The 22,377-nt window shown below is 70.0% G+C and carries 22 protein-coding genes; 9 read left to right on the plus strand and 13 right to left on the minus strand.

All coding sequences use genetic code 11. The features are described 5' to 3' along the window. Positions 1 to 21: 21 nt before the first annotated feature. From ADL03_RS33715 to ADL03_RS33745, 7 genes are all read right to left on the minus strand, one after another. Positions 22 to 1,236 (minus strand): ketosynthase chain-length factor, encoded by a 1,215-nt coding sequence (locus ADL03_RS33715; protein ID WP_053737650.1) that lies wholly within the window; start codon positions 1,234 to 1,236, stop codon positions 22 to 24. Beyond that, complete coding sequence (locus tag ADL03_RS33720) at positions 1,233 to 2,501, minus strand: beta-ketoacyl synthase (RefSeq protein WP_053737651.1); 1,269 nt, start codon at positions 2,499 to 2,501, stop codon at positions 1,233 to 1,235. The genes ADL03_RS33715 and ADL03_RS33720 overlap by 4 nt, the downstream gene beginning before the upstream one ends. Next, positions 2,498 to 3,211, minus strand: a complete 714-nt coding sequence (locus ADL03_RS33725) for a hypothetical protein (protein ID WP_053737652.1) — start codon at positions 3,209 to 3,211, stop codon at positions 2,498 to 2,500. The genes ADL03_RS33720 and ADL03_RS33725 overlap by 4 nt, the downstream gene beginning before the upstream one ends. Before the next feature lie 24 nt (positions 3,212 to 3,235). Continuing rightward, complete coding sequence (locus ADL03_RS33730) at positions 3,236 to 3,424, minus strand: hypothetical protein (RefSeq protein ID WP_053737653.1); 189 nt, start codon at positions 3,422 to 3,424, stop codon at positions 3,236 to 3,238. Between the two features lie 8 nt (positions 3,425 to 3,432). Then, complete coding sequence (locus ADL03_RS33735) at positions 3,433 to 4,368, minus strand: aromatase/cyclase (protein WP_082373687.1); 936 nt, start codon at positions 4,366 to 4,368, stop codon at positions 3,433 to 3,435. A 32-nt stretch (positions 4,369 to 4,400) separates the two neighbouring features. After that, on the minus strand, positions 4,401 to 4,652 hold the full coding sequence (locus ADL03_RS33740) for an acyl carrier protein (protein WP_053737655.1): 252 nt from the start codon (positions 4,650 to 4,652) through the stop codon (positions 4,401 to 4,403). A gap of 157 nt (positions 4,653 to 4,809) precedes the next feature. Continuing rightward, positions 4,810 to 5,619: an AfsR/SARP family transcriptional regulator gene (locus ADL03_RS33745; RefSeq protein WP_053737656.1), complete on the minus strand. Its 810-nt coding sequence runs from the start codon at positions 5,617 to 5,619 to the stop codon at positions 4,810 to 4,812. Positions 5,620 to 5,839: 220 nt separating this feature from the next. On the opposite strand from ADL03_RS33745, the gene ADL03_RS33750 reads away from it, so the two are divergent. The 4 genes from ADL03_RS33750 to ADL03_RS33765 are packed head-to-tail and all read left to right on the plus strand — an operon-like array spanning position 5,840 to position 11,342. Beyond that, positions 5,840 to 6,025 carry a hypothetical protein gene (locus ADL03_RS33750; RefSeq protein ID WP_053737657.1) on the plus strand — a complete coding sequence of 62 codons (186 nt, stop codon included), beginning with the start codon at positions 5,840 to 5,842 and terminating at the stop codon, positions 6,023 to 6,025. 16 nt (positions 6,026 to 6,041) lie between these two features. Beyond that, positions 6,042 to 8,291: a TOMM precursor leader peptide-binding protein gene (locus ADL03_RS33755; RefSeq protein WP_053737658.1), complete on the plus strand. Its 2,250-nt coding sequence runs from the start codon at positions 6,042 to 6,044 to the stop codon at positions 8,289 to 8,291. Positions 8,292 to 8,320: 29 nt separating this feature from the next. Next, the gene (locus ADL03_RS33760) at positions 8,321 to 8,998 is read left to right on the plus strand and encodes a hypothetical protein (protein ID WP_053737659.1); all 678 of its coding nucleotides are present in this window, start codon (positions 8,321 to 8,323) and stop codon (positions 8,996 to 8,998) included. 43 nt (positions 8,999 to 9,041) lie between these two features. Beyond that, complete coding sequence (locus tag ADL03_RS33765) at positions 9,042 to 11,342, plus strand: sensor histidine kinase (protein ID WP_197288880.1); 2,301 nt, start codon at positions 9,042 to 9,044, stop codon at positions 11,340 to 11,342. A gap of 6 nt (positions 11,343 to 11,348) precedes the next feature. On the opposite strand, the gene ADL03_RS33770 is transcribed toward ADL03_RS33765, so the two are convergent. Continuing rightward, positions 11,349 to 11,954, minus strand: a complete 606-nt coding sequence (locus ADL03_RS33770) for a DNA-binding response regulator (RefSeq protein ID WP_053737661.1) — start codon at positions 11,952 to 11,954, stop codon at positions 11,349 to 11,351. Positions 11,955 to 12,089: 135 nt separating this feature from the next. Here ADL03_RS33770 and ADL03_RS33775 point away from each other — a divergent pair, with 135 nt between their 5' ends. Next, positions 12,090 to 12,677: an NAD(P)H-dependent oxidoreductase gene (locus ADL03_RS33775; RefSeq protein WP_053737662.1), complete on the plus strand. Its 588-nt coding sequence runs from the start codon at positions 12,090 to 12,092 to the stop codon at positions 12,675 to 12,677. A gap of 4 nt (positions 12,678 to 12,681) precedes the next feature. Continuing rightward, entirely contained in the window at positions 12,682 to 13,716 is a 1,035-nt protein-coding gene (locus ADL03_RS33780) for a ketoacyl-ACP synthase III family protein (protein ID WP_053737663.1), read from the plus strand. A gap of 137 nt (positions 13,717 to 13,853) precedes the next feature. Here the strand turns inward: ADL03_RS33780 and ADL03_RS33785 are convergent, their stop codons facing one another. From ADL03_RS33785 to ADL03_RS33800, 4 genes are read right to left on the minus strand one after another with little or no spacing between them, the layout of a single operon-like run. Next, positions 13,854 to 15,065, minus strand: coding sequence for an NAD(P)/FAD-dependent oxidoreductase (locus ADL03_RS33785; protein ID WP_053737664.1), 1,212 nt, complete (start codon positions 15,063 to 15,065; stop codon positions 13,854 to 13,856). A gap of 1 nt (position 15,066) precedes the next feature. After that, positions 15,067 to 15,834 (minus strand): SDR family NAD(P)-dependent oxidoreductase, encoded by a 768-nt coding sequence (locus ADL03_RS33790; protein ID WP_053737665.1) that lies wholly within the window; start codon positions 15,832 to 15,834, stop codon positions 15,067 to 15,069. Positions 15,835 to 15,843: 9 nt separating this feature from the next. Further along, positions 15,844 to 16,167, minus strand: a complete 324-nt coding sequence (locus ADL03_RS33795) for a 2Fe-2S iron-sulfur cluster-binding protein (protein ID WP_053737666.1) — start codon at positions 16,165 to 16,167, stop codon at positions 15,844 to 15,846. Positions 16,168 to 16,181: 14 nt separating this feature from the next. Next, a complete protein-coding gene (locus tag ADL03_RS33800; RefSeq protein WP_197288881.1) occupies positions 16,182 to 17,393 on the minus strand; it encodes a cytochrome P450 in 1,212 nt (403 codons plus the stop codon). A 209-nt stretch (positions 17,394 to 17,602) separates the two neighbouring features. Here ADL03_RS33800 and ADL03_RS33805 point away from each other — a divergent pair, with 209 nt between their 5' ends. Next, the gene (locus ADL03_RS33805) at positions 17,603 to 18,811 is read left to right on the plus strand and encodes a cytochrome P450 (RefSeq protein ID WP_197288882.1); all 1,209 of its coding nucleotides are present in this window, start codon (positions 17,603 to 17,605) and stop codon (positions 18,809 to 18,811) included. Positions 18,812 to 18,832: 21 nt separating this feature from the next. Next, positions 18,833 to 19,855 (plus strand): NADP-dependent oxidoreductase, encoded by a 1,023-nt coding sequence (locus ADL03_RS33810; protein WP_053737669.1) that lies wholly within the window; start codon positions 18,833 to 18,835, stop codon positions 19,853 to 19,855. A gap of 51 nt (positions 19,856 to 19,906) precedes the next feature. On the opposite strand, the gene ADL03_RS33815 is transcribed toward ADL03_RS33810, so the two are convergent. Next, positions 19,907 to 21,052, minus strand: a complete 1,146-nt coding sequence (locus ADL03_RS33815) for a winged helix DNA-binding domain-containing protein (protein WP_053737670.1) — start codon at positions 21,050 to 21,052, stop codon at positions 19,907 to 19,909. Positions 21,053 to 21,170: 118 nt separating this feature from the next. Between ADL03_RS33815 and ADL03_RS33820 the strand changes: the two genes are divergently transcribed. Continuing rightward, the gene (locus ADL03_RS33820) at positions 21,171 to 22,325 is read left to right on the plus strand and encodes an RNA-guided endonuclease TnpB family protein (protein ID WP_197288883.1); all 1,155 of its coding nucleotides are present in this window, start codon (positions 21,171 to 21,173) and stop codon (positions 22,323 to 22,325) included. The last annotated feature ends 52 nt before the right edge of the window (positions 22,326 to 22,377 follow it).

A 22,377-nucleotide genomic window follows, 5' to 3' on the forward strand; every position in this document is an offset into this window, starting at 1 on the left:
GCCCCTGAGAAACGGGTGACATCACCTGTACTCGCGAACCACCATGGCGGAGTTGAACCCGCCCTTGCCGCGCCCGAGCACCAGGGCGGCCTTGATCTTGCCGTGCCGCGCCTCGTTCAGGACGAGGTCGAGCTCGTACTCCGGCACGGGGTTCTCGACGTTGACGGTCGGCGGGATCGCGCTCCAGTAGATGGAGAGGATCGCCGACGCCACGTCCAGGGACCCGCCACCGGCGAAGAGCCGCCCGGTCATGGTCTTCGGTGCCGTCACGGGAACCCCGTACGGACCGAAGATGCCCTTGATGGCATCGGCCTCCGCCTTGTCGAGCTCCGGGATGCCCGCCGCGTCGGCGAACACCACGTCGATCTCCGAGGCGTCCATGCCGGCGTCGCGCAGCGCGAGCTCCGCCGCCCGCTTCAGCCCCGGCTCCCGCGAGGGCATCCGCGAGTCGAACGTCGAGGCGTACCCGACGATCTCGCCGTAGATGCGGGTGCCGGGACGACCGGCGGCCGACTCCGGCGTCTCCAGCACCATGATCGCGCCGCCCTCACCGGCGACGTACCCGGAGGCGTCGCGGTCGAACGGCAGGTAGGCGCGCTTCGGGTTGTTGTTGCGCGACAGGCGACCCGATGCCTGGTGGGCCACCCAGGCCCACGGGCACAGCGACGAGTCCATGCCGCCGGTCAGCGCGAGCTGGACGCCCTTGCGCAGCTGCCGCCGGGCGTGCCCGATGGAGTCGATGCCACCGGCCTGCTCGGACACCACCACCGCGCCGGGACCGCGTGTGCCGTGCCGGATGGAGATCTGGCCCGTGTTGACCGCGTAGAACCACGCGAACGACTGGTACGCCGAGACGTACTCCGGGCCCTGGTGCCACAGCTTCTGCAGTTCGCGCTGCCCGAACTCGTACCCGCCCGCCGTCGCCGCGGTGATCACCGCGATGTCGGTGTCGGGGATGTCGTTCGGCTGCACGCCCGCACCACGCAACGCCCAGTCCGTGCCGACGAGGGTCAGCCGCGTCATGTGGTCCGTCTGCGGCAGCAGGCGACCCTGCAGGTGCCGCCCTGCCTCGAAGCCGGGCACCTCACCGGCGATCTTCGCCCAGTAGTTCGCGCTGTCGAACCGGGTGATCGGCTTGATCGCCGCCTCACCGTGCAGGGTCGCCCGCCAGTACGCGGTCGGCCCCAGCCCGTTCGGCGACGCGATGCCGATTCCCGTCACCACCGCCCGAGTCACCGGCCTGCCCCTTCCACCTTCTTGAGCACCATGGCGCTCTGGAATCCACCGAAACCGCTGCCGACGGTCAGCACCGTGTCGACCTTCGCCTCGCGCGCGACCAGTGGCACGTAGTCCAGGTCGCACTCGGGGTCCGGCTCGTGCAGGTTCGCCGTCGGCGGGATGAGGCCCTCCTCGAACGCCAGCAGCGAGCCGACGATCTCCAGCGAGCCGATCGCGCCGAGCGAGTGCCCGATCATCGACTTGAAGCCCGACACCGGCGTCTTGTAGGCGTGCGCACCGAGCGAACGCTTGAACGCCGCCGTCTCGTGCAGGTCGTTCTGCTTGGTGCCCGAGCCGTGCGCGTTGATGTAGCCGACGTCGGTGGCGTCCGACCGCGCCTGCTTCAGCGCGATGTTGATGGCGTCGGACATCTCGATGCCCTCGGGGTGCAGGCCCGTCATGTGGTAGGCGTTGCACCGCGAGGCGAAGCCGGCGACCTCACCGTAGATGTGCGCACCGCGGGCGCGGGCGTGCTCCAGCTCTTCGAGCACGATGATCGCGCAACCCTCGCCCAGCACCAGGCCGTCGCGGGTCTTGTCGAACGGGCGGCACGCGGTGGTGGGGTCGTCGTTGCGGGTGCTGGACGCGCGGATCACGTCGAAGCACACCACGGTGATCGGGGAGAGCGGGGCCTCGGTGCCGCCGGTGACGACGACGTCCGCGGAGCCCTCCATGATCAGCTCGGCCGCGTACCCGACCGAGTCGAGGCCGGAGGTGCAGCCCGTGGAGACCACGGAGACAGGTCCTTCCGCGCCGACCGTCCACGCCAGCTCCGTCGCCATCGAGGACGGCGTGAAGTAGTCGTAGAGGTGCGGGACGGCGTAGGACTGGTCGACCTCCCAGTACTTGCCCCGGTCGGAGCCGACGATGAACTCGCGCTCCAGCGAGGTCGTGCAGCCGACCGCGGTGCCGAGCGAGACACCGATGCGGCCGGGGTCGAGCTGGTCGAACTCGATGCCCGAGTCGGCCATCGCTTCCCGGCCGGCCACGACGGCGAACTGCGCCGCGCGGTCCAGGCGCCGGATCTCCTGCGGCGAGAGGCCCTCGCGCACCGGGTCGAAGTCTGCCTCGCCCGCCATGCGGGAGCGGTACGGAGACGCGTCGAAGTGCGTGATGATCCGAGTCGCCGTACGCCCTTCGGACAGCAGTTTCCAATACGCCTTCGTTCCGATGCCACCAGGTGCTACCACGCCCACACCGGTGATGACGGCGCGACGACTCATCGGACACCTCCAATCGTGGTCTGTGCGGACATGGTCTGCTCCAATCTCGGACAGGGCACGGGAGCGACCCCTGTTTCTGCCGGATGAACCGATGGTGGAACGGCCCGATCGAGGCCACCTCGAACGACGGCGTAGGACCCCTGTAGGAGCCCTGCCCCCGCATCGGCCGCGAACAGCTGCTTCGCGGCCGTCCCGCTGTCGTCGTGACAACCGAACCCAAGGGGCACACCGGTTTCCGCGACCACAGCGATGATCTCGCCCACCTGGTCGGGCCACAGTGCGCCCGCGGTGTCGTGCAGCATCACGGTCTCCGCCCCAGCCTCGGCGGCCGTCAGCACGACCTCGAGCGCGTGCTCGGGGTCGGCCAGCCAGCCGTCGAAGAAGTCCCGCGCCTCGACGACCACTCGCCGTCCGGCGCGCACCAGTTGACGCACGGCCTCCCGGACCACCGAGAAACCGTGCTCTTGAACAACCACCGCCACCGCGGGCGTTTCCGCGGCGAGCAGTGCCGTGAGGTCCTCCGCGCCACCGGAGGCGATGAGGGTGGCGGCCCGCAGCCGGAGCTCCAGGGCCGCCCTGCGGTAGAAGAGCCGGCCGGGCCTGCCCGCGTCGACGAACGTGACACCGAGCGCGTCGAGGCGCTGCGCCGCGACCAGCCGGTCCGATGTGGACTGGCCGGTGCGGCGCAGCGAGATGTCGTAGAGCTCCACCCAGAACCCCTCGCGCTTCGACGTTCAGAACCCCGACAGCAGCACCCGGGAGGCCTCGATCTCGTGGGCGCAGGGCGCCACGTCCGCGGAGGGACAACCCCTGCGCTGGTGTTCGATCGCGGCCTTCTCCAGGTACATGGACACCACGTGCAGTCCGTTGCGCCTCGCAGCGCGCGCCGCGGCGGTCAGCAGCTCCGCGCCACCCAGCCCCATCGCGCACCTCACCCGTTCTCGGCGAATTCCTTGGCGTGCCGGAGCGTCGTGAGGCTGTTGGTGCCCAGCGCGTGGCGGATGAGCTCACGAGCGCGCTCGATCGTGCCGTCCGCGCCCAGCACCTCGGGAACCACCTCCGGCCGGATGACGACCGTGTGGTGCGAGGTCGCCTCGATGCCGGCCTCCACGCCGTCGCCGATGTCCCGGAACGTCCACCGGCCGACGTGCGCCGCCATGATCGGCGGGGTGCGCGTCTGCTTGTAGACGATGCCGTCGTAGGGCGTGCAGACCCGCACCGAGTGCGTGGTGTGGATCGACCCGTCCGGGCTGCGCGTGTCCATCTCCATGGACTGCACGCCGGTGACGGCTTCCGCCAGGTCGAGCCTCGCCACGTGCGGCAGGCGCTGCGGCCACAGGTCCGACCGGTACAGGAACTCGTAGACGTCCTTGCGGCTCGCGTGGATCGTGATGCTGTCGGAGAACGACAGCACCAGCTTGTCGAAGTCGTCGCCGTACTCGGCCGCCCGCTTCAGGGCGGCGAGCTCGGCGTCGCTGTTGTTGTTGACCGCGTTCAGGATGACCTCGACCGCCTCGGGCTGCGCCGCGGTGAAGTGGTGCAGCAGGTCGACCCTGGTCGCCGAGTCGGCGATGGGGGTGATCCGCCACTCCCCGCCCATCGACCTCACCGGCGCCGCCGAACGCTCCTGGTCGAACTTGATGTGCAGGTTCGCCGGATCGAGCTCGCGCCGGGAGGTCCACGTGCGCACATCACCGTTGGCGAACGCGTGCAACCGCAACCGTTCGGTCGAGCCGTCCCGTTCGAACACCTCGGCGTGCACCGTGGGTCCGAAGATGTACGGCCAGGTCGTCACGTCCGCGACCAGGTCGTACACCACCTTGGCGGGAGCCCCGACCATGACCGTGTGCGTGGTGGAATGAGTCATGTTCCCGTCTTCCCTTTCCGGCTCACCCGCGGTCAGGCCGCGAGGTCGCCGTTGACCTTGGCCAGCAGGTCGCGCGGGGTGTCGATGTGGGCGAGCTCGTCGTCGCCGACGGCGACGCCGTACTTCCGCTTGATCAGCGCCACGGTCTCGAGCAGGGCGAGCGAGTCGAAGCCCAGCTCCAGGAACGGCGTGTCGAGGATGTTCTGGCCGGCCTTGAACGAGTCGTCCTCGCCGGCAGCCTCGTTGAGGATCTCCTTGAGGCCCTCGATGGTCAGTGCGCTCACGGCTTCTTCCTTTCCTCACCTGGGCGGTTTCGCGCGCCCTCACAGTGAGGTTGCCAGCACGGACTGGTAGTCCACTGGAGGAGTCCTTGACAAAACCGTTGCGGCACAACGAAAACGGCTCCCGCCACAGGGTGACGGGAGCCGCTGGAGCGCAGGCTTAGGCGAAAAGTCCTTGCAGTTGCGCGGTTTCCTCGCGGTCGAGCCGCGGGTCCGAGGCCAGGATCGCGTGCTGCAGCTGCTGCAGCCGCGTCGACGGCTCGACGCCGAGCTCCTCGACGAGCGTGTTGCGCAACGCCTTGAAGGAGTCGAGCGCCTGCCACTGCCGGCCGGCGCGGAACAGCGAGATCATGTACTGCGCGCACAGGTGCTCGTTCATCGGGTGCTGCACGGTGAGGACCGCGAGCTCGCTCAGCATCGCCTTGTGCTTGCCCATCCGCAGGTCCGCGTCGATGCGGGTCTCCAGCGCGCTGAGCCGGGCCTCCTCCAGCCGGACCGCCTCGATGCCCAGCGGCATGCCGGGCCGCACGTCGACCACGGCCGGGCCGCGCCAGATCTCCAGCGCCGAGCGCAGCAACCGCGACGCCGTCACGTGGTCCTCGGCGTCGTAGGCGCTGTGGCCCTCCCGCACGAGCCGCGTGAACCGGTGCGCGTCGACGGCCTCCTCCGGCACGTCGAGCAGGTAGCCGCCGTAGCGGGTGACCAGCACCTCTTTCGCCTCGCCGTCGTCGGACGCGGCCAGCGCGTCCCCGATCAGCCTGCGCAGCTGCAGGATGTAGGTCTGCAACGTGGTGCGCGCGCTGCGCGGCGGGCGGTCACCCCACAGCTCCTCGACGAGCGTCGGCACCTGCACGACCTGCCCCGCGTTCAACGCGAGCAGCGCCAGGATCTGGCGCGGCTTGGCCGCGGACGGAACGACCGACCTGCCGTTGACCGTGGCTTCCACCAGACCGAGGACCTTGATCTGCATCGTCGTCCCTCCTCCGCGATCGTGCTGTGAACTCATGGACAAGTTGACCGCATCAGGACGCGAAAGGGCAGTGTGCCGACCACCAAACCGGGATGAAGTCGGCCCGCCGCGGGTATGAGAACTTCACATGTCCGCACATTAGTGGGTAACTACCGGGTTTCCCCTGGTGAGAACGAACATTGGTGCCATCACCACTGAGGCACACGCTCCGGGAGCCGACATGTCTGACAGACCTGCGTTCGAACTCATCCTCTCCCTTTCCGAGTCGCACGGCGACGACGACGCGGTGCTCGCGATCTACGACTTCGATCGCCCGACGCACGTCGGCGACAGCGCGCTCGCGTACTTCAGCATCTGCAGCGGGCCCGGTACCCGCGACCGCTCAGCCGGGTCGCTGGCCGCCTGAGCGTCCGGACCAGGCCGTGAGCGAGCTCATCGGGTTCAAACGACACCTGCGCACCGAGATCGTGCGCGGGGAGGCCGTCTACCTGTTCTCCGAGAACGGGGTGACGGCGCTGCGCGGGCCGCACGTGGAAGTGATAGCCCCGTTGCTCGACGGCACGAGGGACCTCACCGCTCTGCTGAGCGAGATGCCCGAGCACGTGCCCGCCGAGCACGTGGGACGCGTGCTGACGCAGCTCGGTGCCGCCGGGCTCATCGGCACGCGTGGACCCGATGACCACCCCGGCGACCCCGCCACCCGTGCGGCGACGCTGGCCTACTGGGACGCGGCGGGCCTGGACGCCGCTTGCGCGCTCACCAACACGACCACCGCACGCGTGCGACTCGTCGCCGTGGGCGGTGCGGAGACCGCCTCGATGGCCAGGTCGCTGCGTCGTGCGGGGCTCGTCCTCAGCGCCGAGGACGAGCAGGGTGCCGCACTCACCGTCGTGGTCTGCGACGACTACCTCGCACCCGGCCTGCGGGAGGTCGAGGAGTCGCACCGCGCCACGGGCACACCGTGGCTGCTCACGAAGCCGACCGGCACGCAGGTGTGGGTCGGACCGATCTTCACGCCGGGTGAGGGCGCCTGCTGGCGCTGCCTCGCGACCCGGTTGTCGGCCAACCGGCCGGCCGAGGCGCACGTCCAGGCCCGCTGCGGACAGCGCGGTCCCGCGGCCAGGCCCGACGTGCGGCTGCCGTCCGCGACCGCCACCGCCGTCGAGGTCGCCTCGCTGGAGGCCACCAAGTGGCTCGCCGGTCATCGGCACGCCGGCCAGCGCGAGGTGTGGGCGTGCGACAGCCTCACCCTGCGGACCTCGCACCACCAGGTCAGGGCCCTGCCGCAGTGTCCTGACTGCGGTGACCCCGACCTCGTGCGGCAGCAGGCGCACCGGCCGGTCGTGATCGGGCCGAGGCCCAAGCGCTCACGCGACGGCGGCGGCCACCGGTCCGCGACGCCCGGCGAGGTGCTCGACGCGTACCGCCACCTGATCAGCCCCTTCACCGGCGTGGTCAAGGAGGTCCGGCGCGACTCGCGCGGCCCCGGCATGTTCCACGCCTACCGCTCCGGGCTGAACCACGCCGCCGGCGCCGGTGGGTTCGAGGGACTGCGCTCGACCCTGCGGTGCGAGAACGGCGGCAAGGGCGTCACGGCGCTCGACGCCGAGGTCGGCGCCCTGTGCGAGGCCCTGGAGCGCTACAGCGCCGGCTACCAGGGCGACGAGGCACGGGTCCGCGGCAGCCTCCGCACCCTCGGCGACGAGGCGGTGCACCCCGACACCTTCCAGCTCTACCACCCGCGGCAGTTCGAGCACCGGACGGAGTGGAACCAGGCGCATTCGCCGTTCCAGCACGTCGCGGAGCCGTTCGACGAGAACGCCGTGCTCGACTGGACGCCGGTGTGGTCGCTGACGAACCAGTGCCACAAGCTCATGCCGACCTCGTCGCTGTACTACGGCGCGCCCACGCCGCCGTCGATCGTGGCGAGCTCCAACGGGTGCGCGGCGGGCAGCAGCGTCGAGGACGCCACGCTGCAGGGCGTGCTGGAGCTCGTGGAACGCGACGCGGTCGCGTTGTGGTGGTACAACCGCAGCTCCGTGCCCGCCGTGGACCTGGACGCCGCGGGTGACTCGTTCGTGGACGAGCTGCGCGAGGTCTACGCCGAGCTCGGCCGGGAGCTGTGGGTGCTGGACGTGACCTCCGACCTCGGTGTGCCGGTGCTGGCCGCGGTGTCCCGCCGGATCGACGGGCCGCGCGAGGACATCATGTTCGGCTTCGGCGCCCACCTGGACCCGCGGTGCGCACTGCGCAGGGCACTCACCGAGCTCAACCAGGTGATGCCCGCGATCCTCGGCCTCGACGACGCCGGACGGCGCGCGCTCGACGTGGACCTGCGGGACTGGCTGGGCGGCGCGACGCTGGAGAACCAGCCCTACCTCGCGCCCAGCGGTGCGCCCGCCCCGCGCCACGCCTACGCGCGCCAGCCCGACCTCGGCGAGGACGTGCGGACGGTGCGCGAACGGATCGAGACGGCGGGGATGGAGCTGCTCGTGCTCGACCAGACCCGGCCTGACGTGGGACTACCTGTTGTCAAGACGATCGTTCCCGGCCTGCGGCCCTTCTGGTCGAGGCTCGCTCCAGGGCGGCTCTACGACGTTCCGGTAGCACTGGGACGTGCACAGAGACCGGCGAGGTACGACGAGCTGAACCCGATCCCGATGTTCATGTGATCCACTTCCGCGGAAGCCGGGGTACTGCCGTGAAATCACACATCCCTTCGGCTCGGCCGCTGTGGTCGCTGCTCGAGGACGCGGTCGTGGAGAGCGATCCGGAACGCGGCCACCTCACCGTGCACGGCCGGTGGGGCGACATCCTGCTGCACGACGAGAGCCCCGTGGTGCTGGAGGCGTTGCACCGCATGACGCTCGGGCCGGTCTCGCTGGAGAACATCCCCGCGCTGCACGAGAACTTCGTGAGCTGGAAGTCGGGCACCGGGCGGCCCTGCCAGATGTGGCGCAGGCTCAAGCAGACGCTCGACCAGCTCGGCGGCTGCGTCATCCCCTCGCTCGGCCTCGACGACGGGGTGGGCCCCATCCTCTCGGTGGTGGCGATCGCGGGCGACGCGGTCTTCACCCTGCCGCACATCCCGCACTCGCAGCCGATCAGCATCCTGGCCGACACCAGCATCGAGGGCCTCAACGGCGACCAGGCGATGGTGTGCCCCGGTCTGGACTACCAGGTGACGCTGCACCGGGCGCCCGCCACCGAGATCGCGAAGTCGCTGATGCACTCGCCGTCGTCCACGATCGCCGAGATCGCGAACAACCTGCAGGTCGAGCGGCTGATCGTGGCCGACGTCGTCGCCTACATCGCGGGCGCGGGATTCATCGTGTTACCGCCGGGTGAAATCGGGTCGGCGGCGTGCGCTGATGGGTAGCATGGCCAGCGGTGACGCCTCGGACCCTCGGCAAGGAGTGGATGTGGCAGTTCGCCCGGACCCTGATGTCCGGCGGGAGTACCCACGGATCGCCCCACGGCTCGTCCTGCTGGTGCTTTGCGTCGTCTTCAGCGGCTACTTCGTCAGCGCCTTCACCTACGTGCTCGCCGGCACGACCGCGCTGCACACCCTGCTCATGGCAGCGGCGACGCTCCTGGCGATCGCGTTCCTGCAGTTCCGGATCATCAGCAACCCGAACGCCGACGTGCGGGGCCGGGCGGGACTGATCGCGCTGCTGGTCCACGGCGTGCTGTCGTTCGGCGGGCTCGCGGTCTTCGGCCAGGGCTGGACGACCATGGTCAGCCTCTTCGCGGGCTCCGCCGTGCTCGTGCTGCGCCCCGCGATCGCGTGGCCGGTCTTCGTCACCGTCTGCGTGGCGGCCGGTGCGGCCCAGTGGCGGTTCAACCACGACCTGGCGCACGTCGCGTACACGGCGAACATCGTCATGGTCACCGGCCTGGTCGTGTACGCCCTGTCGCGCCTGCGGTCGCTCGTGGAGGAGCTCGACAAGGCCAGGTCCGCCCTCGCCGGCACCGCCGTGACCCAGGAACGCCTCCGGTTCGCCCGCGACCTGCACAACCTGCTCGGCTACCGGCTCTCCGCGATCACGCTCAAGACCGAGGTCGTCCACCGGATGATGGCCGGCCGCGCCGACGAGGCGCGCCAGGAGCTGTCCGGGGTCATCGAGGTCTCCCGGCAGGCGCTGGCCGACGTCCGCTCGGTGGCGTCGAGCTACCGCGAGCTCTCCCTCGACGACGAGCTGTCGTCCGCCCGTTCCGTCCTCGACGCGGCGGGCCTGGCCGTGACGGTCGAGGCGCAGCGGACCGGCGATGCCTCGCCGAAGGTGCGCACGCTGCTGGCGACCGTGCTGCGCGAGGGCGTCACGAACGTGCTGCAGCACAGCAAGGCCGAGCACTGCGCCATCACGGTCTCCCCGGCCGGTGACGCGGTGGTCATCGACATCGTCAACGACGGCGTCCCGCCCGGTCGTGCCGCCGAGCACGGCAACGGCATCGGCACCCTCGCCGGCCGCGTCGAGGCGCTGGGCGGCACGCTCACCGCGGGCCCCCGCGCCGACGGCACCTACCGGCTGCGGGCCGAGGTCCCCGCGCGCAGCAGCGGCCCGGCCGAGTCGTGGGAACCGGCACCGCCGGCCACCCGCCGCCGCGCACCCCGCATCGCGCCCAGGCTGGCGACGCTGCTGACGGCCGTGCTGTTCATCGGCTACACGACCGGCGCGCTGACCCTGGTGTGGCACTCCGGCCTGCCCGAACCGTCGATGTTCCTCGCCGGGGCGGGCGTGGTGTGCTCGCTGGTGCTGGTGCTCGGCTACTTCGGCAGGCCGGACATCGAGGTCAGCTCCCGGCTCGGGTACGGGCTGCTGGCGGCGATGTTCGTCCTCACCTACACGCCGATCCTCGTGTTCGGCAGTCCGTGGCTGGGGATGCCCGGCTTCCTCGCCGGTGTCGCGCTGCTGGTGCTGCCGCCGCGCACCGGCGTTGTCGCGTTCGCGGCCATCGTCGTCAGCGTCGGGCTGCTCTACACCTTCGAGCCGGGCGGTGGCGACCTCGTCAGCAGCGCCTACGGCTTCATCTCCACCACGAACATCGGTCTCGTCGTCTGGGCGATCACCCGGCTGCGCGCGATGGTGTCGCAGCTGCACGACGCGCGGTCCGAGCTGGCCGAGCTGGCCGTCACCAAGGAACGCCTGCGGTTCGCCCGCGACCTGCACGACCTGCTCGGCTTCAGCCTTTCCGCGATCACGCTGAAGAGCGAGCTGTCCCGCCGGCTGATCGGCAAGGACGACGAGCGGGCACGCCAGGAGCTGACCGAGATCCTGCAGATCTCCCGGCAGGCGCTCGCCGACGTCCGCGCGGTCGCGTCGAGCTACCGCGAGCTCTCGCTGGCCACCGAGACGGAGTCGGCGCGGGCCCTGCTCGCGGCGGCCGACATCGAGGTGAGCATGAACCTCGACCAGTGCGAGCTGTCGCAGGAGGTCCGCACGACGCTCGCCACCGTGCTGCGCGAGGGCGTGACGAACCTGCTGCGCCACAGCAAGGCCGAGCACTGCGAGATCAGCCTGGTGCGCGGCGGCGACCGGCTCACGATGGTGATCGTGAACGACGGGCTCACGGGGCACCGCGAACCCGCAGCGAGCGCGGCGGGCGGCAACGGGATCGACAACCTGACCGCGCGCATCGCCGACATCGGCGGCACGCTGGAGGCCGGCGCGATCTCCCCGGACACCTACCGGTTGCAGGCGGAGATCCCGCTGTCGCGCTGAGGCCCGTCAGATCCAGCCGGCGTCCTGGGCGATCAGGATCGCGTCGACCCGGTTGCGGGCGTTCAGCTTGCTGATGACCATGGTCAGGTAGTTGCGCACGGTGCCCACCGACAACGACAGGACCTGGGCGATGTCCGGTGCGTCCGTCCCGCTCGCGGCCAGCCGCAGCACGTCGAGCTCACGGTCGGTGAGCGGGCATTCGCCCTGGTCCCAGGCGGCTAACGCGAGCTGGCTGTCCACCACCCGCTTGCCCTGCTGCACGTCGCGGATGGCCGCGGCGAGCTGGGCGGGTGGTGCGTCCTTGAGGATGAAGCCGTCGACCCTGGCGGCGAGCGCCTTGCGCAGCGTGCCCGGCCGGGCGAGGCTCGTCAGCATCAGCGTGCGGACCTCGGGCAGGGTCTCGCGGATCGTCCCGGCGGCGGTCAGGCCGTCCAGGATCGGCAGGTCGATGTCGATGACGGCGACGTCCGGCCGGTGCTGGCGGACCATGGCCACGATCTTGTCGCCGGAGTCCACCTCCGCGACCACCTCGATGTCGGGCTCGAGGTTGAGCAGGGCCACCAGAGCGCCCCGGACCATGTGCATGTCCTCGGCCAGCAAGACCCTGATCATCCGCGATGTCCCCTCAACCCCGATGCGGACACATTATGCCCAGTGTTTCGACCTGCGCTCGATCTGACGTCGAGAGCGGCCCGCGAGGGTGTGAGCACCACACTCCGAGGCTGCTCCGACCCCGAGGAACCCGACATGGACCTCAATGTGAACGTCGCCGTCGTCTACTACTCCTCGACGGGCACCATCCACCGGATCGCCACGGAGCTGGCGGAGACGGCTGAGAAGGCCGGGGCGGAGGTGCGGCTGGTCAGGGCGGCCGAGCTGGCGCCGCGGGCCGCCGTCGACTCCAAGCCCGCCTGGGCCGCCCACCTGGCCGAGACCGCGGACGTGCCGGAGGCGCGCGTCGAGGACGTGCTGTGGGCCGACGCGGTGCTGTTCGGCACGCCGACCCGGTTCGGGAACATGTCGGCCCAGCTCAAGCAGTTCATCGACACGCTGGGGCCGGCGTGGTTCCGCGGTCAGCTGGCCGACAAGGTCTACAGCGCCTTCACCTCCGGCGGCAGCGCCCACGGGGGCATGGAGACGACGCTGGTGTCGATCTACAACATGGTCTGCCACTTCGGCGGCATCATCGTGCCGCCCGGTCTGAACGAGAACCCCTACGGCACGTCGCACGTGCTGGGGCGCGACAACCTCCGCGTCGGTGAGCAGGCGCTGCAGGCAGCGCAAGTGCAGGCAAATCGGGTCGTGCGGGTGGCACGGGCGTTGAAGGAGATCTGAACCGGTGCGAATCAACGAGAACGTGTACGTGCGCGGCAACGGGATCCGGCTGCCGTCGACGTTGTCGGTGGCCGACGCGATCGCCTCCGGCGAGTGCGAGCCGAAGCTGGTGGCCCGCACCGACGTCGTGTCGGTCGCGGTGTCGCCGGAGGAGTCGGCCGCGGAGATGGCGGTCGCGGCCGCGGCGACGGCGCTGGAGCGGGCCGGGTCGACGGCGGCGGAGGTCGACCTGATCCTGCACGCCGACACCTACCACCAGGGCCAGGACCTGTGGCCGGTCGCCTCCTACATCCAGCGGGAGACCGTGCGCAACGGCTGCCTGGCGCTGGAGATCCGGCAGATGTCCAACGGCGGCATGGCGGCGCTCGACCTCGCGGTGTCGTACCTGACGTCGCGCCACGGCCGTGCGGACGCCCTGCTGACCACGGCGGACCGGTTCTGCCTGCCCGGCATCGACCGGTGGCGCACCGACCCCGGCACGCCCTACGCGGACGGCGCGACCGCGATCGTGCTGTCCCGCCGGGGCGGCTACGCGCAGCTGCTGTCGCTGGCCGTGCACGCCGACTCCGACCTGGAGCCGCTGCACCGCGGCGACGAGCCGTTCGGGCCGGCCCCGTTCACCTACCGCATGCCGGTGGACTTCGAGGCGGCCAAGCACACGTTCAGCAGGCAGTACGGGCTGTCCTACGGCATCAACAAGGCCAACGCGGGCCAGAACGTGGCCATCGAGGAGGCGCTGGCCGACGCCGACATGAAGATGGGTGACGCCGACTGGGTCGTGCTCCCCCACTTCGGGCGCCGCCGGCTCGACGTGAACTACCTGCGGCCCTACGACATCGACACCTCGCGCACGACGTGGGAGTGGAGCCGGACCGTCGGACACCTGGGCGCGGGCGACCAGTTCGCCGGACTCGGGCACCTCGTGGACACCGGCCAGGCCAAGCCCGGTCAGCGGGTCGTGCTGGTCGGCGTCGGTGCCGGCTACAGCTGGGGCTGCGCGGTCCTGGAGATCACCGAGAAGCCCTCCTGGGTGGACTGAGAACCCCTGCGACGACTTCCGCCCCCTCGAACCCAGGTGGTTCGAGGGGGCGGAAGTCGTTGCGGCGTCCCGGTTTCAGGAACGCACAACGCTCGGCCGGGAAGGTTTCCCGGCCGAGCGCGAGTCGAGCGGTGTGGTCAGGCGGCGACGGCGCCGCCCTGCACGTACGTGCGGAGGTCGAAGCCGGGAGCGGCGACGACGTCCGGGGAAACGGTGCCACCGGCGGAGAGCAGCCGCCGGGCCATCATGTAGTCGGCGGGCTTGTTGACCGCCTCCACGCCGAGCAGCCGGTCGCCGCGGAAGCAGAAGACGGAGAACCGCCCGCCGTCCGGGTCGCCGGTGACGACGGTGCGGTCGTGCCCGTCGACGAGGCCGGCGATCTGCAGCCGCACCGCGTACTGGTCGCTCCAGAACCACGGCAGGCCGGTGTACGGCTCGGCCGAGCCCGTGATCGACGCGGCGACGCAGGCGGCCTGGTCGACGGCGTTCTGCACGGACTCCAGCCGGATGCGGCGCCCGGCGCGCGGGCTGGAGAACCGCGCGCAGTCACCGATCGCGTAGATCGACGGGTCGTCGGTGCGCAGGTGCGCGTCGACCACCACGCCGTCGTCCACGGTCAGCCCGGCGCCGGCGGCGAGCTCCGTGTTCGGGACGACACCGATGCCCGCGACGACGAGATCCGCGGGCAGCAGGGTGCCGTCGGCGAGCTCGACCACGTCCGGTCGCACGGACTTCACCTGCGTGCCGAGCAGGATCCGCACGCCCGACCGCTCGTGCGCGGAGACGACGTGGGCCGAGGTGAACGGGGTGACCGCGCGCGCCATCGCACGCGGCAACGCTTCCACGACCGTGACGTCGTGGCCCTGTTCCCGCGCCACCGCGGCGAACTCCAGCCCGATGAACCCGGCGCCGATGACGACGACCCGCGAGGGGCCGTCGAGACGGGCCCGCACGGCGTCCACGTCGGCGATGGTGCGCAACGAGAACGTGCCGGGCAGGGTGCGCGGCTCCGCCCCGGTGGCGAGCACCAGGTCGCCGAACTCCAGTGTGCGGCCGGAGCTCAACACGACGACCCTGGCCGCCCGGTCGACCACGGCGACCGGGTCGTCCAGCACCAGGTCGATGTCGTTGTCCGCGTAGTAGGACTGCTTCTGCGTGAGGAGTCCCTCGACATCGGTCCTCCCCGCCAGGTACGCCTTCGTCAGCGGAGGACGCTGGTACGGCGCAACGGATTCGGCACCGACGACCGTGATCGGGCCGCGGTACCCCTGCTCGCGCAGGGACACCGCCACCTGACCTCCGGCCTGGCCGGCACCGACGACGACCACTGACGACGACGCGGCGGCCATCTCAGTAGTTCCCCAGCCCGCCGCACACGTTGAGCGCCTGTGCGGTGATGGAGGACGCGGTGTCGGTCACCAGGTAGGAGACGAGCCCGGCGACCTCCTCCGGCGTCGAGTAGCGGCCCAGCGGGATCTTCGCGTTGAACTTCTCCTGCACGTCCTCCTCGGTCACGCCCCAGTAGTTGGCGTAACCCTGGCGGACCCGGCTCGCCATCGGCGTCTCGACGTAACCGGGGCACACCGCGTTGACCGTGATGCCGGTCTTCGCGAGCTCCAGGCCGACCGCCTTGGTGAAGCCGATGACGCCGTGCTTGGACGCGGAGTAAGGCGCGGCCAGCATGACACCCTGCTTGCCACCGGTGGACGCGATGTTGATGATCCGCCCCCACGAGCCCTTGAGCATCTCGCCGGTGCTCAACACCTCTTTGGTGACGCGGAAGACGCTGTTGAGGTTCGTCTCGACGACGTCGAGCCAGATGTTCTCGTCCAGCGACGCGGTCTCACCGCCGCCACCGCGGCCGGCGTTGTTGACGAGGACGTCGATGCGGCCGAAGCTCTCCACGGCCTTGGTGACGGCGGCGTGAACGTCCTCAGTGGACGTGACGTCGCACGCGGCACCGTCGGCCTCGTAGCCGTCCTCGCGCAGCTGCTTCACCGTCGAGGACACGTTCTCCTGGTTGCGCGAGACGACGAACACCGGTTTGCCCTGCGCGGCGAGGGACTGCGCGACGGCGAGACCGATTCCGCTCGTGGCGCCCGTGACGAAGGCGGTCATGCTCTTCTCCTAAATCTGCTTCTCGGGCACGTGCACCACGAGCCCGTCGACGTCGTCGGACACCGGGATCTGGCAGCTGAGCCGGCTGTTGTCCAAGCGCGGGCTGGCCGTGCAGTACAGCAGCTCGTCCTCGACCGCGTGCATGGCCGACAACGGCTTGGTGTTGTCCTTGTCGACGTAGACGTGGCAGGTGCCGCAGGACGCTCCCCCGCCGCACTCGGCGACGATGCCGGGGACGCCGTTCAGCTTGGCGCCGCGCATCACGGAGTCGCCGTCCTTGACGTCGACGATGGTCGAGGTGCCGTCGGTCTGGATGTAGGTGATCTTGGCCATTGGTGGCCCCCTTCTCATGCGTCCCAGGTGACCGGGAGCTCCCACAGGCCGTAGATGACGGCGCCTTCCTTGCGCGGGATCTCGTTGAACGGCTTCGCGAGGCGCAGGCTCGGGATGCGCTGGAACAGCGTCGTCCACACGATCTGCATCTCCAGGCGCGCGAGGTCGGCACCGATGCAGTGGTGCAGGCCGTAGCCGAACCCGAGGTGCTTGCGGGTGCCGCGTTCGAGGATCAGCCTGTCCGGCTCGGGGAAGACCTCCGGGTCGCGGTTGCCCGCGAGACCGAGGCACAGGATGCCGTCGCCCTTGCGGATCACCTTGCCGGCGATCTCGATGTCCTCCAGCGCGACGCGCGGGATCGCGGTGTCGCCGATGGTGGCGATGCGGACCAGTTCCTCGACCGCCGAGTCGATCATGCCCTCCGGGTCGTCCAGCAGCAGCTTGAGCTGGTCCGGGTTCTCCAGCAGGCACGCGGTGCCGAGGGAGAGCATGCTCGCGGTGGTCTCGTGGCCACCGTTCATCAGCAGGCGGATCATGTTGAACAGGTCGCGCTTGGTGTACTCCTCGCCCGACGCCGCGTACTCGGCCATCGCCCGGCTGAGCAGGTCGTCACCCGGCTCGCGCTCCTTGATCGCGATCAGGTCGTTGACGTAGGCGTTCACCTCGACGATGGCGGCCTGGCGCTGCTCGGGCGTGCTGTGCCCGCCGAGCAGGCAGGTGCCGTGCTTGATGAAGAACTCGTGCTCGTCGTGCGGGATGCCGAGCAGCTCGCAGATCACCGTCATCGGCACCGGGAGCGAGAACGCGTGGTGGAAGTCGACCACGGGCCCCATCTCCAGGAGCTTGTCGATGTGGTCGTTGACGATCTCCACGATGCGCGGCCGCAACCGCTTCACCTGGCGGTTGGTGAACGTCACCGCCGCCTTGCGCCGGGTCGCCGTGTGCTCGGGCGCGTCGTAGCCGATGAACGACGTCTCCGTGCGGAACTCCGGCGGCGCAATGAAGTAGAACGGGAAGTTGTCGTGCTTGCGGGAGGCGCTGATCCGCGGGTCCGTGAGGATGGTGCGGATCGTGTGGTAGCCGGTGATCGTCCAGATCCGCAGACCCGACCCCGTCAACGTCACCTGCGACACGTCTTCCCCGATCATCTCCTCGTACTGCTTGGGAGGGGTGAACGGGCACTGCCGCTTGTAGGGGAACGTCTCCTCGGCTTCTGTGCCTGACACGGCGGCACCTGTGGTCATGACTCGTCCTCCTGGTCGGGTAACGCGAGATTTCCACCGCTGCCTGGAAGTGAGCCGGAACACGGCTCGAAGACGGCCGCACGGGTTCGAGTGGCGGGCGAGGCCGTTTCGAGGGGGTGTGGTGAGGCTTCGGGACGCGATGCGCGCCCGCCACTCAGGTCCCCGCCACGCCAAACCCGGAGGTGTTCGAGTTGGTCGCTCCAGAGGTGGCACTCACGTTCCCTTTCCCCGGTTCGACCTATCTCGGCCCCGACCCCGAGTACGCGCGGATGCGCGCCGAGTGCCCGGTGGCGCCGGTCGCGCTGCCCGACGGCAGGCAGGTCTGGCTGGTGACGCGGTACGAGGACGTGAAGGCGGCGTCGACCGACCCGCGCTTCAGCCGCGCCGAGACGTTCCACCGCGGTGTCGAACCGTTCCCCGGCATGTCGCTCGTGCCGCCGGAGATGATCATCTCGACGGACCCGCCGGTGCACAGCAGGCTGCGCAGGCTCGTGATGAAGGTCTTCACCGCGCACCGCGTCGAGGGGATGCGGCCGCACATCGAGAAGGTCGTGGAGGGCCTGCTCGACGACCTGGAGGCGAGTGAGCGGCCGGCGGACCTGGTCGCGACGCTCACCACGCCGTTGCCGCTCACCGTCATCTGCGACCTGCTGGGCGTGCCCGCGGCGGACCGCGGCCGCTTCCACGGCTGGGCCAGGCAGTTCGCCGCCGTCGGCGGCCCGCCGGAGCAGATCCAGGAGGGCATCGCCCGGCTGAGCCAGTACATCGCCGAGCTCATCGAGGTGAAGCGGGAGAACCCGGCCGACGACCTGCTGTCGGCGCTGATCACCGCGCGCGACGAGGACGACCAGCTCACCGAGCAGGAGCTCGTGGTGTTCGGCTTCACGTTGCTGGGCGCGGGTTTCGACTCCTCCGCGAGCCAGATCGCGAACTCCGTGCTGGCGCTGCTCGAACACTTCCCCGACCAGTGGCGGCTGCTGTGCGAGCGGCCGGAGCTGATCCCCGATGCGGTCGACGAGCTGCTGCGCGTGGTGAACCTCTTCGGCACCGACACGACGGGCTTCCCGCGCATCGCCACCGAGGACGTCGAGCTCGGCGGCACCGTGGTCCCGGAGGGCGCGCTGGTCCTCTTCGGACTCACGTCGGCCAACCACGACGAGACCGTCTTCCCCGACCCGGACCGCGTGGACGTCACGCGCGAAGCCCGCAGCCACGTCGCGTTCGGCCACGGCATCCACCGCTGCCTCGGCGCCCAGCTCGCGCGCATCGAGCTGGAGATCGCACTGACCGGCCTGGTCCGCCGCTTCCCCGGCCTGCGCCTCGCCGTCCCGGAGTCGTCGCTGCGGTGGCAGCACGGCGACGTCAACCACACCGTGCTCTCGCTTCCCGTCACCTGGTAACCGTCCTAAGGAGATCCCCCGATGACCGACTACACCATTCCGGCGACGGGCAAGGAAGTGCGGCTGGCGTCCTACCCGGACGGTGACGTGCGCGCCGACCACTTCACCGTCGTCGACGTCGAGATCGCCGAGCCCGGTGACGGCGAGGTGCTGGTCCGCAACGAGTGGCAGTCGCTCGGCACCGGTGCCCGCGAGCTGCTGGTGCAGGACACGACCGTGCCACTGCCCACGTTCAAGATCGGCGAGCCGATGTGGGGCCGGGTGGTCGGCACGGTCGTGAAGTCCAACAGCGCGCAGCTGGCCGTGGGTGACCTGGTCGAGAACGGCTACGGCTGGCGCGAGTACGCCACCGGACCGGCGGAGACGTTCTTCCGGCGCGACCGCGCGCAGCTGCCGTCGGCCGAGTACTTCCTGTCGAACGGGCCGACCGCGTGGCTCGGCATGTCCGACATGGCCGGTGTCGGCGAGGGCGACGTCGTGTTCGTGTCCGGCGCCAGCTCCGGTGTCGGGTCGATGGCTGGCCTGATCGCCAAGGCCCGCGGCGCCAAGAGGGTCATCGGCAGCGCCGGCAGCAAGGCCAAGGTCGACTACCTGGTCGACGAGCTCGGGTTCGACGCCGCGTTCGACTACCACGACGGACCGGCGGTCGAGCAGCTCGCGGCGCTGGCCCCGGAGGGCATCACGGTGTTCTTCGACAACGTGGGCGGCGAGCAGTTCGAGGCCGCGGTGCTGCTGGCCGCGCCGTTCGCCCGGTTCGCGCTGTGCGGTGCGCTGTCCGGCCAGCTCGGGGCCGGCGACGGGGCACAGCCGCGGTTGAACCTGCTGGCCGCGATCCCGAAGCAGCTGCAGCTGCGCCCGTTCGCCTGCTACCACACGCCCGAGCAGCTCGACGGGTGGAACAAGCAGTTCGGCGAGTGGCTGCGCGAGGGCAAGATCTCGTTCCCGCACACCGTGGTCGAGGGCGGTGTCCCGGCGTTGCCGCAGACGTTCGCAGACCTGCTGAACCGCAAGTACAGCGGTACCACCGTCATCAAGCTCTTCTGAGCACGCCGGAAAGCACGCCCGTTCCCCGAGGGGAGCGGGCGTGCTGTCGTGTCAGCGGCTCGGCAGGACCTGCACGGCGAACGACTCGGCCTTGGGGAAGGCGAACCCCAGCAACGCGTGGCCGTCCTTCTCCAGGGCGCCGAGGTCCTTCTTGGACACCTTGGTGAACGGCTCGACCACCAGCGTGTAGGCCTTCTTCTCCTTGTCCACCCGCCAGATGCCCTGCAACAGCCCGCCGATCAGCAGGTTGCCGCGCAGCACGCCGCCGCGCACCGTCATCATCAGGCCGTACCGGCGGCACCACTCGGCGAACGACAGCCCGTCCGGGACGATCCGCTCCCGGTTGGCGTGCGAGAGCAGCACGTTGTCGAACTCCGGCAGGTACCGCGGCGGCGCCGGCACCCCGTCGTCGGGCAGCTCACCCTCCGGCACGTCGAACAGCTCCTTGCCGTTCTCGTCCAGGTACACCCGCAGGGACGGCCGCATCCGGTCGACCACCTCATTCAGCCTGGTCAGGCCGCACCACGCCTGCACGTCGTTGACGCTCGCCGGCCCGAACGCCGCCAGGTAGCGGCGGATCATCGCCTCCACCGACGGCGCCGGGTCGACCGGCCGGTCCAGCCACGTGGTCGCGGAGGCGTGGATCGTGCGGCTCGTGCCGCCCCAGGTGCCGCGGGGCGGGATCTGCACCAGTGCGGCCAGGTTGCGGACCGCGTAGGCCAGCGTGTCCGGTTTGCGGTCCGGCCAGCGCTCGTGCAGCGCCCTGCCGAGGTCGGCGGGCGTGCGCGGTTGCTCGTCCAGCAGCTCCAGGCCGGCCTTCACGACCGCGTCCAGGTCGAGGCCCTTCACGACCGCGCCGTGGCTGGAGTTCGTGTAGAGGTCGCGGTCGAGCACCGGCTGCACGAGCGGGCGCAGCGTCATGCAGTCGTCCGGGGTCACCAGGTGGATGGTCGAGCGCATCAGCGCCGTGCGGACCAGCTGCCGGTCGGCGACCATTGTGGACAGCCGCTCCGGCCGGTACCCGCGCAGCCGCGACCAGAGGCCGATGTACGGGCCGGTCGGGATCTGCGCGTGCATGCCGACCAGGTGCTCGACCACGTCGCGCTCGGGCAGGTCGAGTCTGCGCAGCAGGTACTGCCGGGACAGCAGAGCACGGTTGAGCGTGCGGACGCTCAACCGTGCCGTGGCCGAAGTCATGTCGTGGATCCTTCCAGATGGTGCAGCGGTCCTGTCGCGGGAAGCCCGCCGTTTGCGGCCGGGACGTTGCCCGGACCCAGCCAAGCGTTTCGAACACGCGTTCGGTACGGTCGCCTGTGTGAAGCTCGTCGTGCAGATCAAGCTGCTACCGACCCCTGCGCAGGCGGCAGCGTTGCGGTCGACTCTGCGCGCGTGCAACGACGCCGCTGGTGACGTGTCCCAGGTCGGGTTCGAGACAGGTGTGCTTCGCGAATACGCGCTGCGCAAGCTCACCTACGCCGCACTGAGGGCGCGAGGTCTGGGCGCGCAAGCCGCCCAGCATGTCATCAAGAAGGTCGCAGACGCCTATGCCACGTTGCACGCGAACATCCGCGGCGGCAACCTCGGCTCTACAGGTAGCGGACGGCGAGCAAAGGCGGAGTCGACACCGATCACATTCCGCCACGATGCGGCGCAGCCTTTCGATGACCGCTGCCTGTCGTGGCAGCACGATCGACGGACAGTCTCGATCTGGACCGTCACCGGCCGGATGAAGAACGTGAGGTTCACAGGTTCGCCGGATCAGCTCGCGATCTTGAGGGCACATCGGCGAGGCGAGTCGGATCTGGTGTCGCGGGACGGTATGTGGTTCCTGATCGCCACCTGCGACATCGAGGAGAAGCCCGAGTTCGAACCGGTCGACTGGATCGGAGTGGACCGCGGCATCGTGAACCTGGCGACCACCAGCGACCTGGACAACTTTCAGGGACGCGGCTTGCGGCGTTATCGGCGCTGGCACGCCAGGAAACGCGCTGAGCTGCAGGCCAAGCAGACGAAGTCGGCGCGGCGCCGGTTGAAGCGCCGCGCCAAGCGTGAATCCCGACACGCGACGCACGTGAACCATGGGGTTGCCAAGCAGGTTGTGGCTGTTGCCGAACGCACCGGTCGCGGTATCGCCCTGGAAGACTTGGGCGGCATCCGTGACCGGGTCACGGTTTCCCGGCACCAGCGGGCCACACTCGCCAGTTGGCCGTTCCACCAACTCGAACGACACATCCGCTACAAAGCCCGGCGCGCGGGTGTTCCTGTGCTGACCGTCGATGCTCGGTACACCAGCCAGATGTGTCCGAGGTGTCGGCATAGCGAACGCGCCAACCGTCCCTCCAGGGACAACTTCCACTGTCGCCGGTGCGGTCTCGCTGGACCCGCCGACGTCGTCGCCGCCGTGAACGTCCGAAACCGGGCACGGTCGGTGTGGGTACATGTCAACGTGCCCGACCTGGTCCCCGCCTAATCGGAGACCAGGAGATGCGGCCCGCGCACGCGCAGCCAGCCGTGCTCGAGGA

This window comes from Nocardia sp. NRRL S-836, from assembly GCF_001279525.1.
Taxonomy (GTDB): domain Bacteria; phylum Actinomycetota; class Actinomycetes; order Mycobacteriales; family Pseudonocardiaceae; genus Lentzea.

What these genes read in the sequence shown, in the direction of transcription:
- ADL03_RS33790 (WP_053737665.1), bottom strand. Translation starts at nt 15,834, where the DNA reads ATGACCGCCTTCGTCACGGGCGCCACGAGCGGAATCGGTCTCGCCGTC.
- ADL03_RS33745 (WP_053737656.1), bottom strand. Translation starts at nt 5,619, where the DNA reads ATGCAGATCAAGGTCCTCGGTCTGGTGGAAGCCACGGTCAACGGCAGG.
- ADL03_RS33785 (WP_053737664.1), bottom strand. Translation starts at nt 15,065, where the DNA reads ATGGCCGCCGCGTCGTCGTCAGTGGTCGTCGTCGGTGCCGGCCAGGCC.
- ADL03_RS33775 (WP_053737662.1), top strand. Translation starts at nt 12,090, where the DNA reads ATGGACCTCAATGTGAACGTCGCCGTCGTCTACTACTCCTCGACGGGC.
- ADL03_RS33770 (WP_053737661.1), bottom strand. Translation starts at nt 11,954, where the DNA reads ATGATCAGGGTCTTGCTGGCCGAGGACATGCACATGGTCCGGGGCGCT.
- ADL03_RS33815 (WP_053737670.1), bottom strand. Translation starts at nt 21,052, where the DNA reads ATGACTTCGGCCACGGCACGGTTGAGCGTCCGCACGCTCAACCGTGCT.
- ADL03_RS33810 (WP_053737669.1), top strand. Translation starts at nt 18,833, where the DNA reads ATGACCGACTACACCATTCCGGCGACGGGCAAGGAAGTGCGGCTGGCG.
- ADL03_RS33720 (WP_053737651.1), bottom strand. Translation starts at nt 2,501, where the DNA reads ATGAGTCGTCGCGCCGTCATCACCGGTGTGGGCGTGGTAGCACCTGGT.
- ADL03_RS33735 (WP_082373687.1), bottom strand. Translation starts at nt 4,368, where the DNA reads ATGACTCATTCCACCACGCACACGGTCATGGTCGGGGCTCCCGCCAAG.
- ADL03_RS33750 (WP_053737657.1), top strand. Translation starts at nt 5,840, where the DNA reads ATGTCTGACAGACCTGCGTTCGAACTCATCCTCTCCCTTTCCGAGTCG.
- ADL03_RS33795 (WP_053737666.1), bottom strand. Translation starts at nt 16,167, where the DNA reads ATGGCCAAGATCACCTACATCCAGACCGACGGCACCTCGACCATCGTC.
- ADL03_RS33730 (WP_053737653.1), bottom strand. Translation starts at nt 3,424, where the DNA reads ATGGGGCTGGGTGGCGCGGAGCTGCTGACCGCCGCGGCGCGCGCTGCG.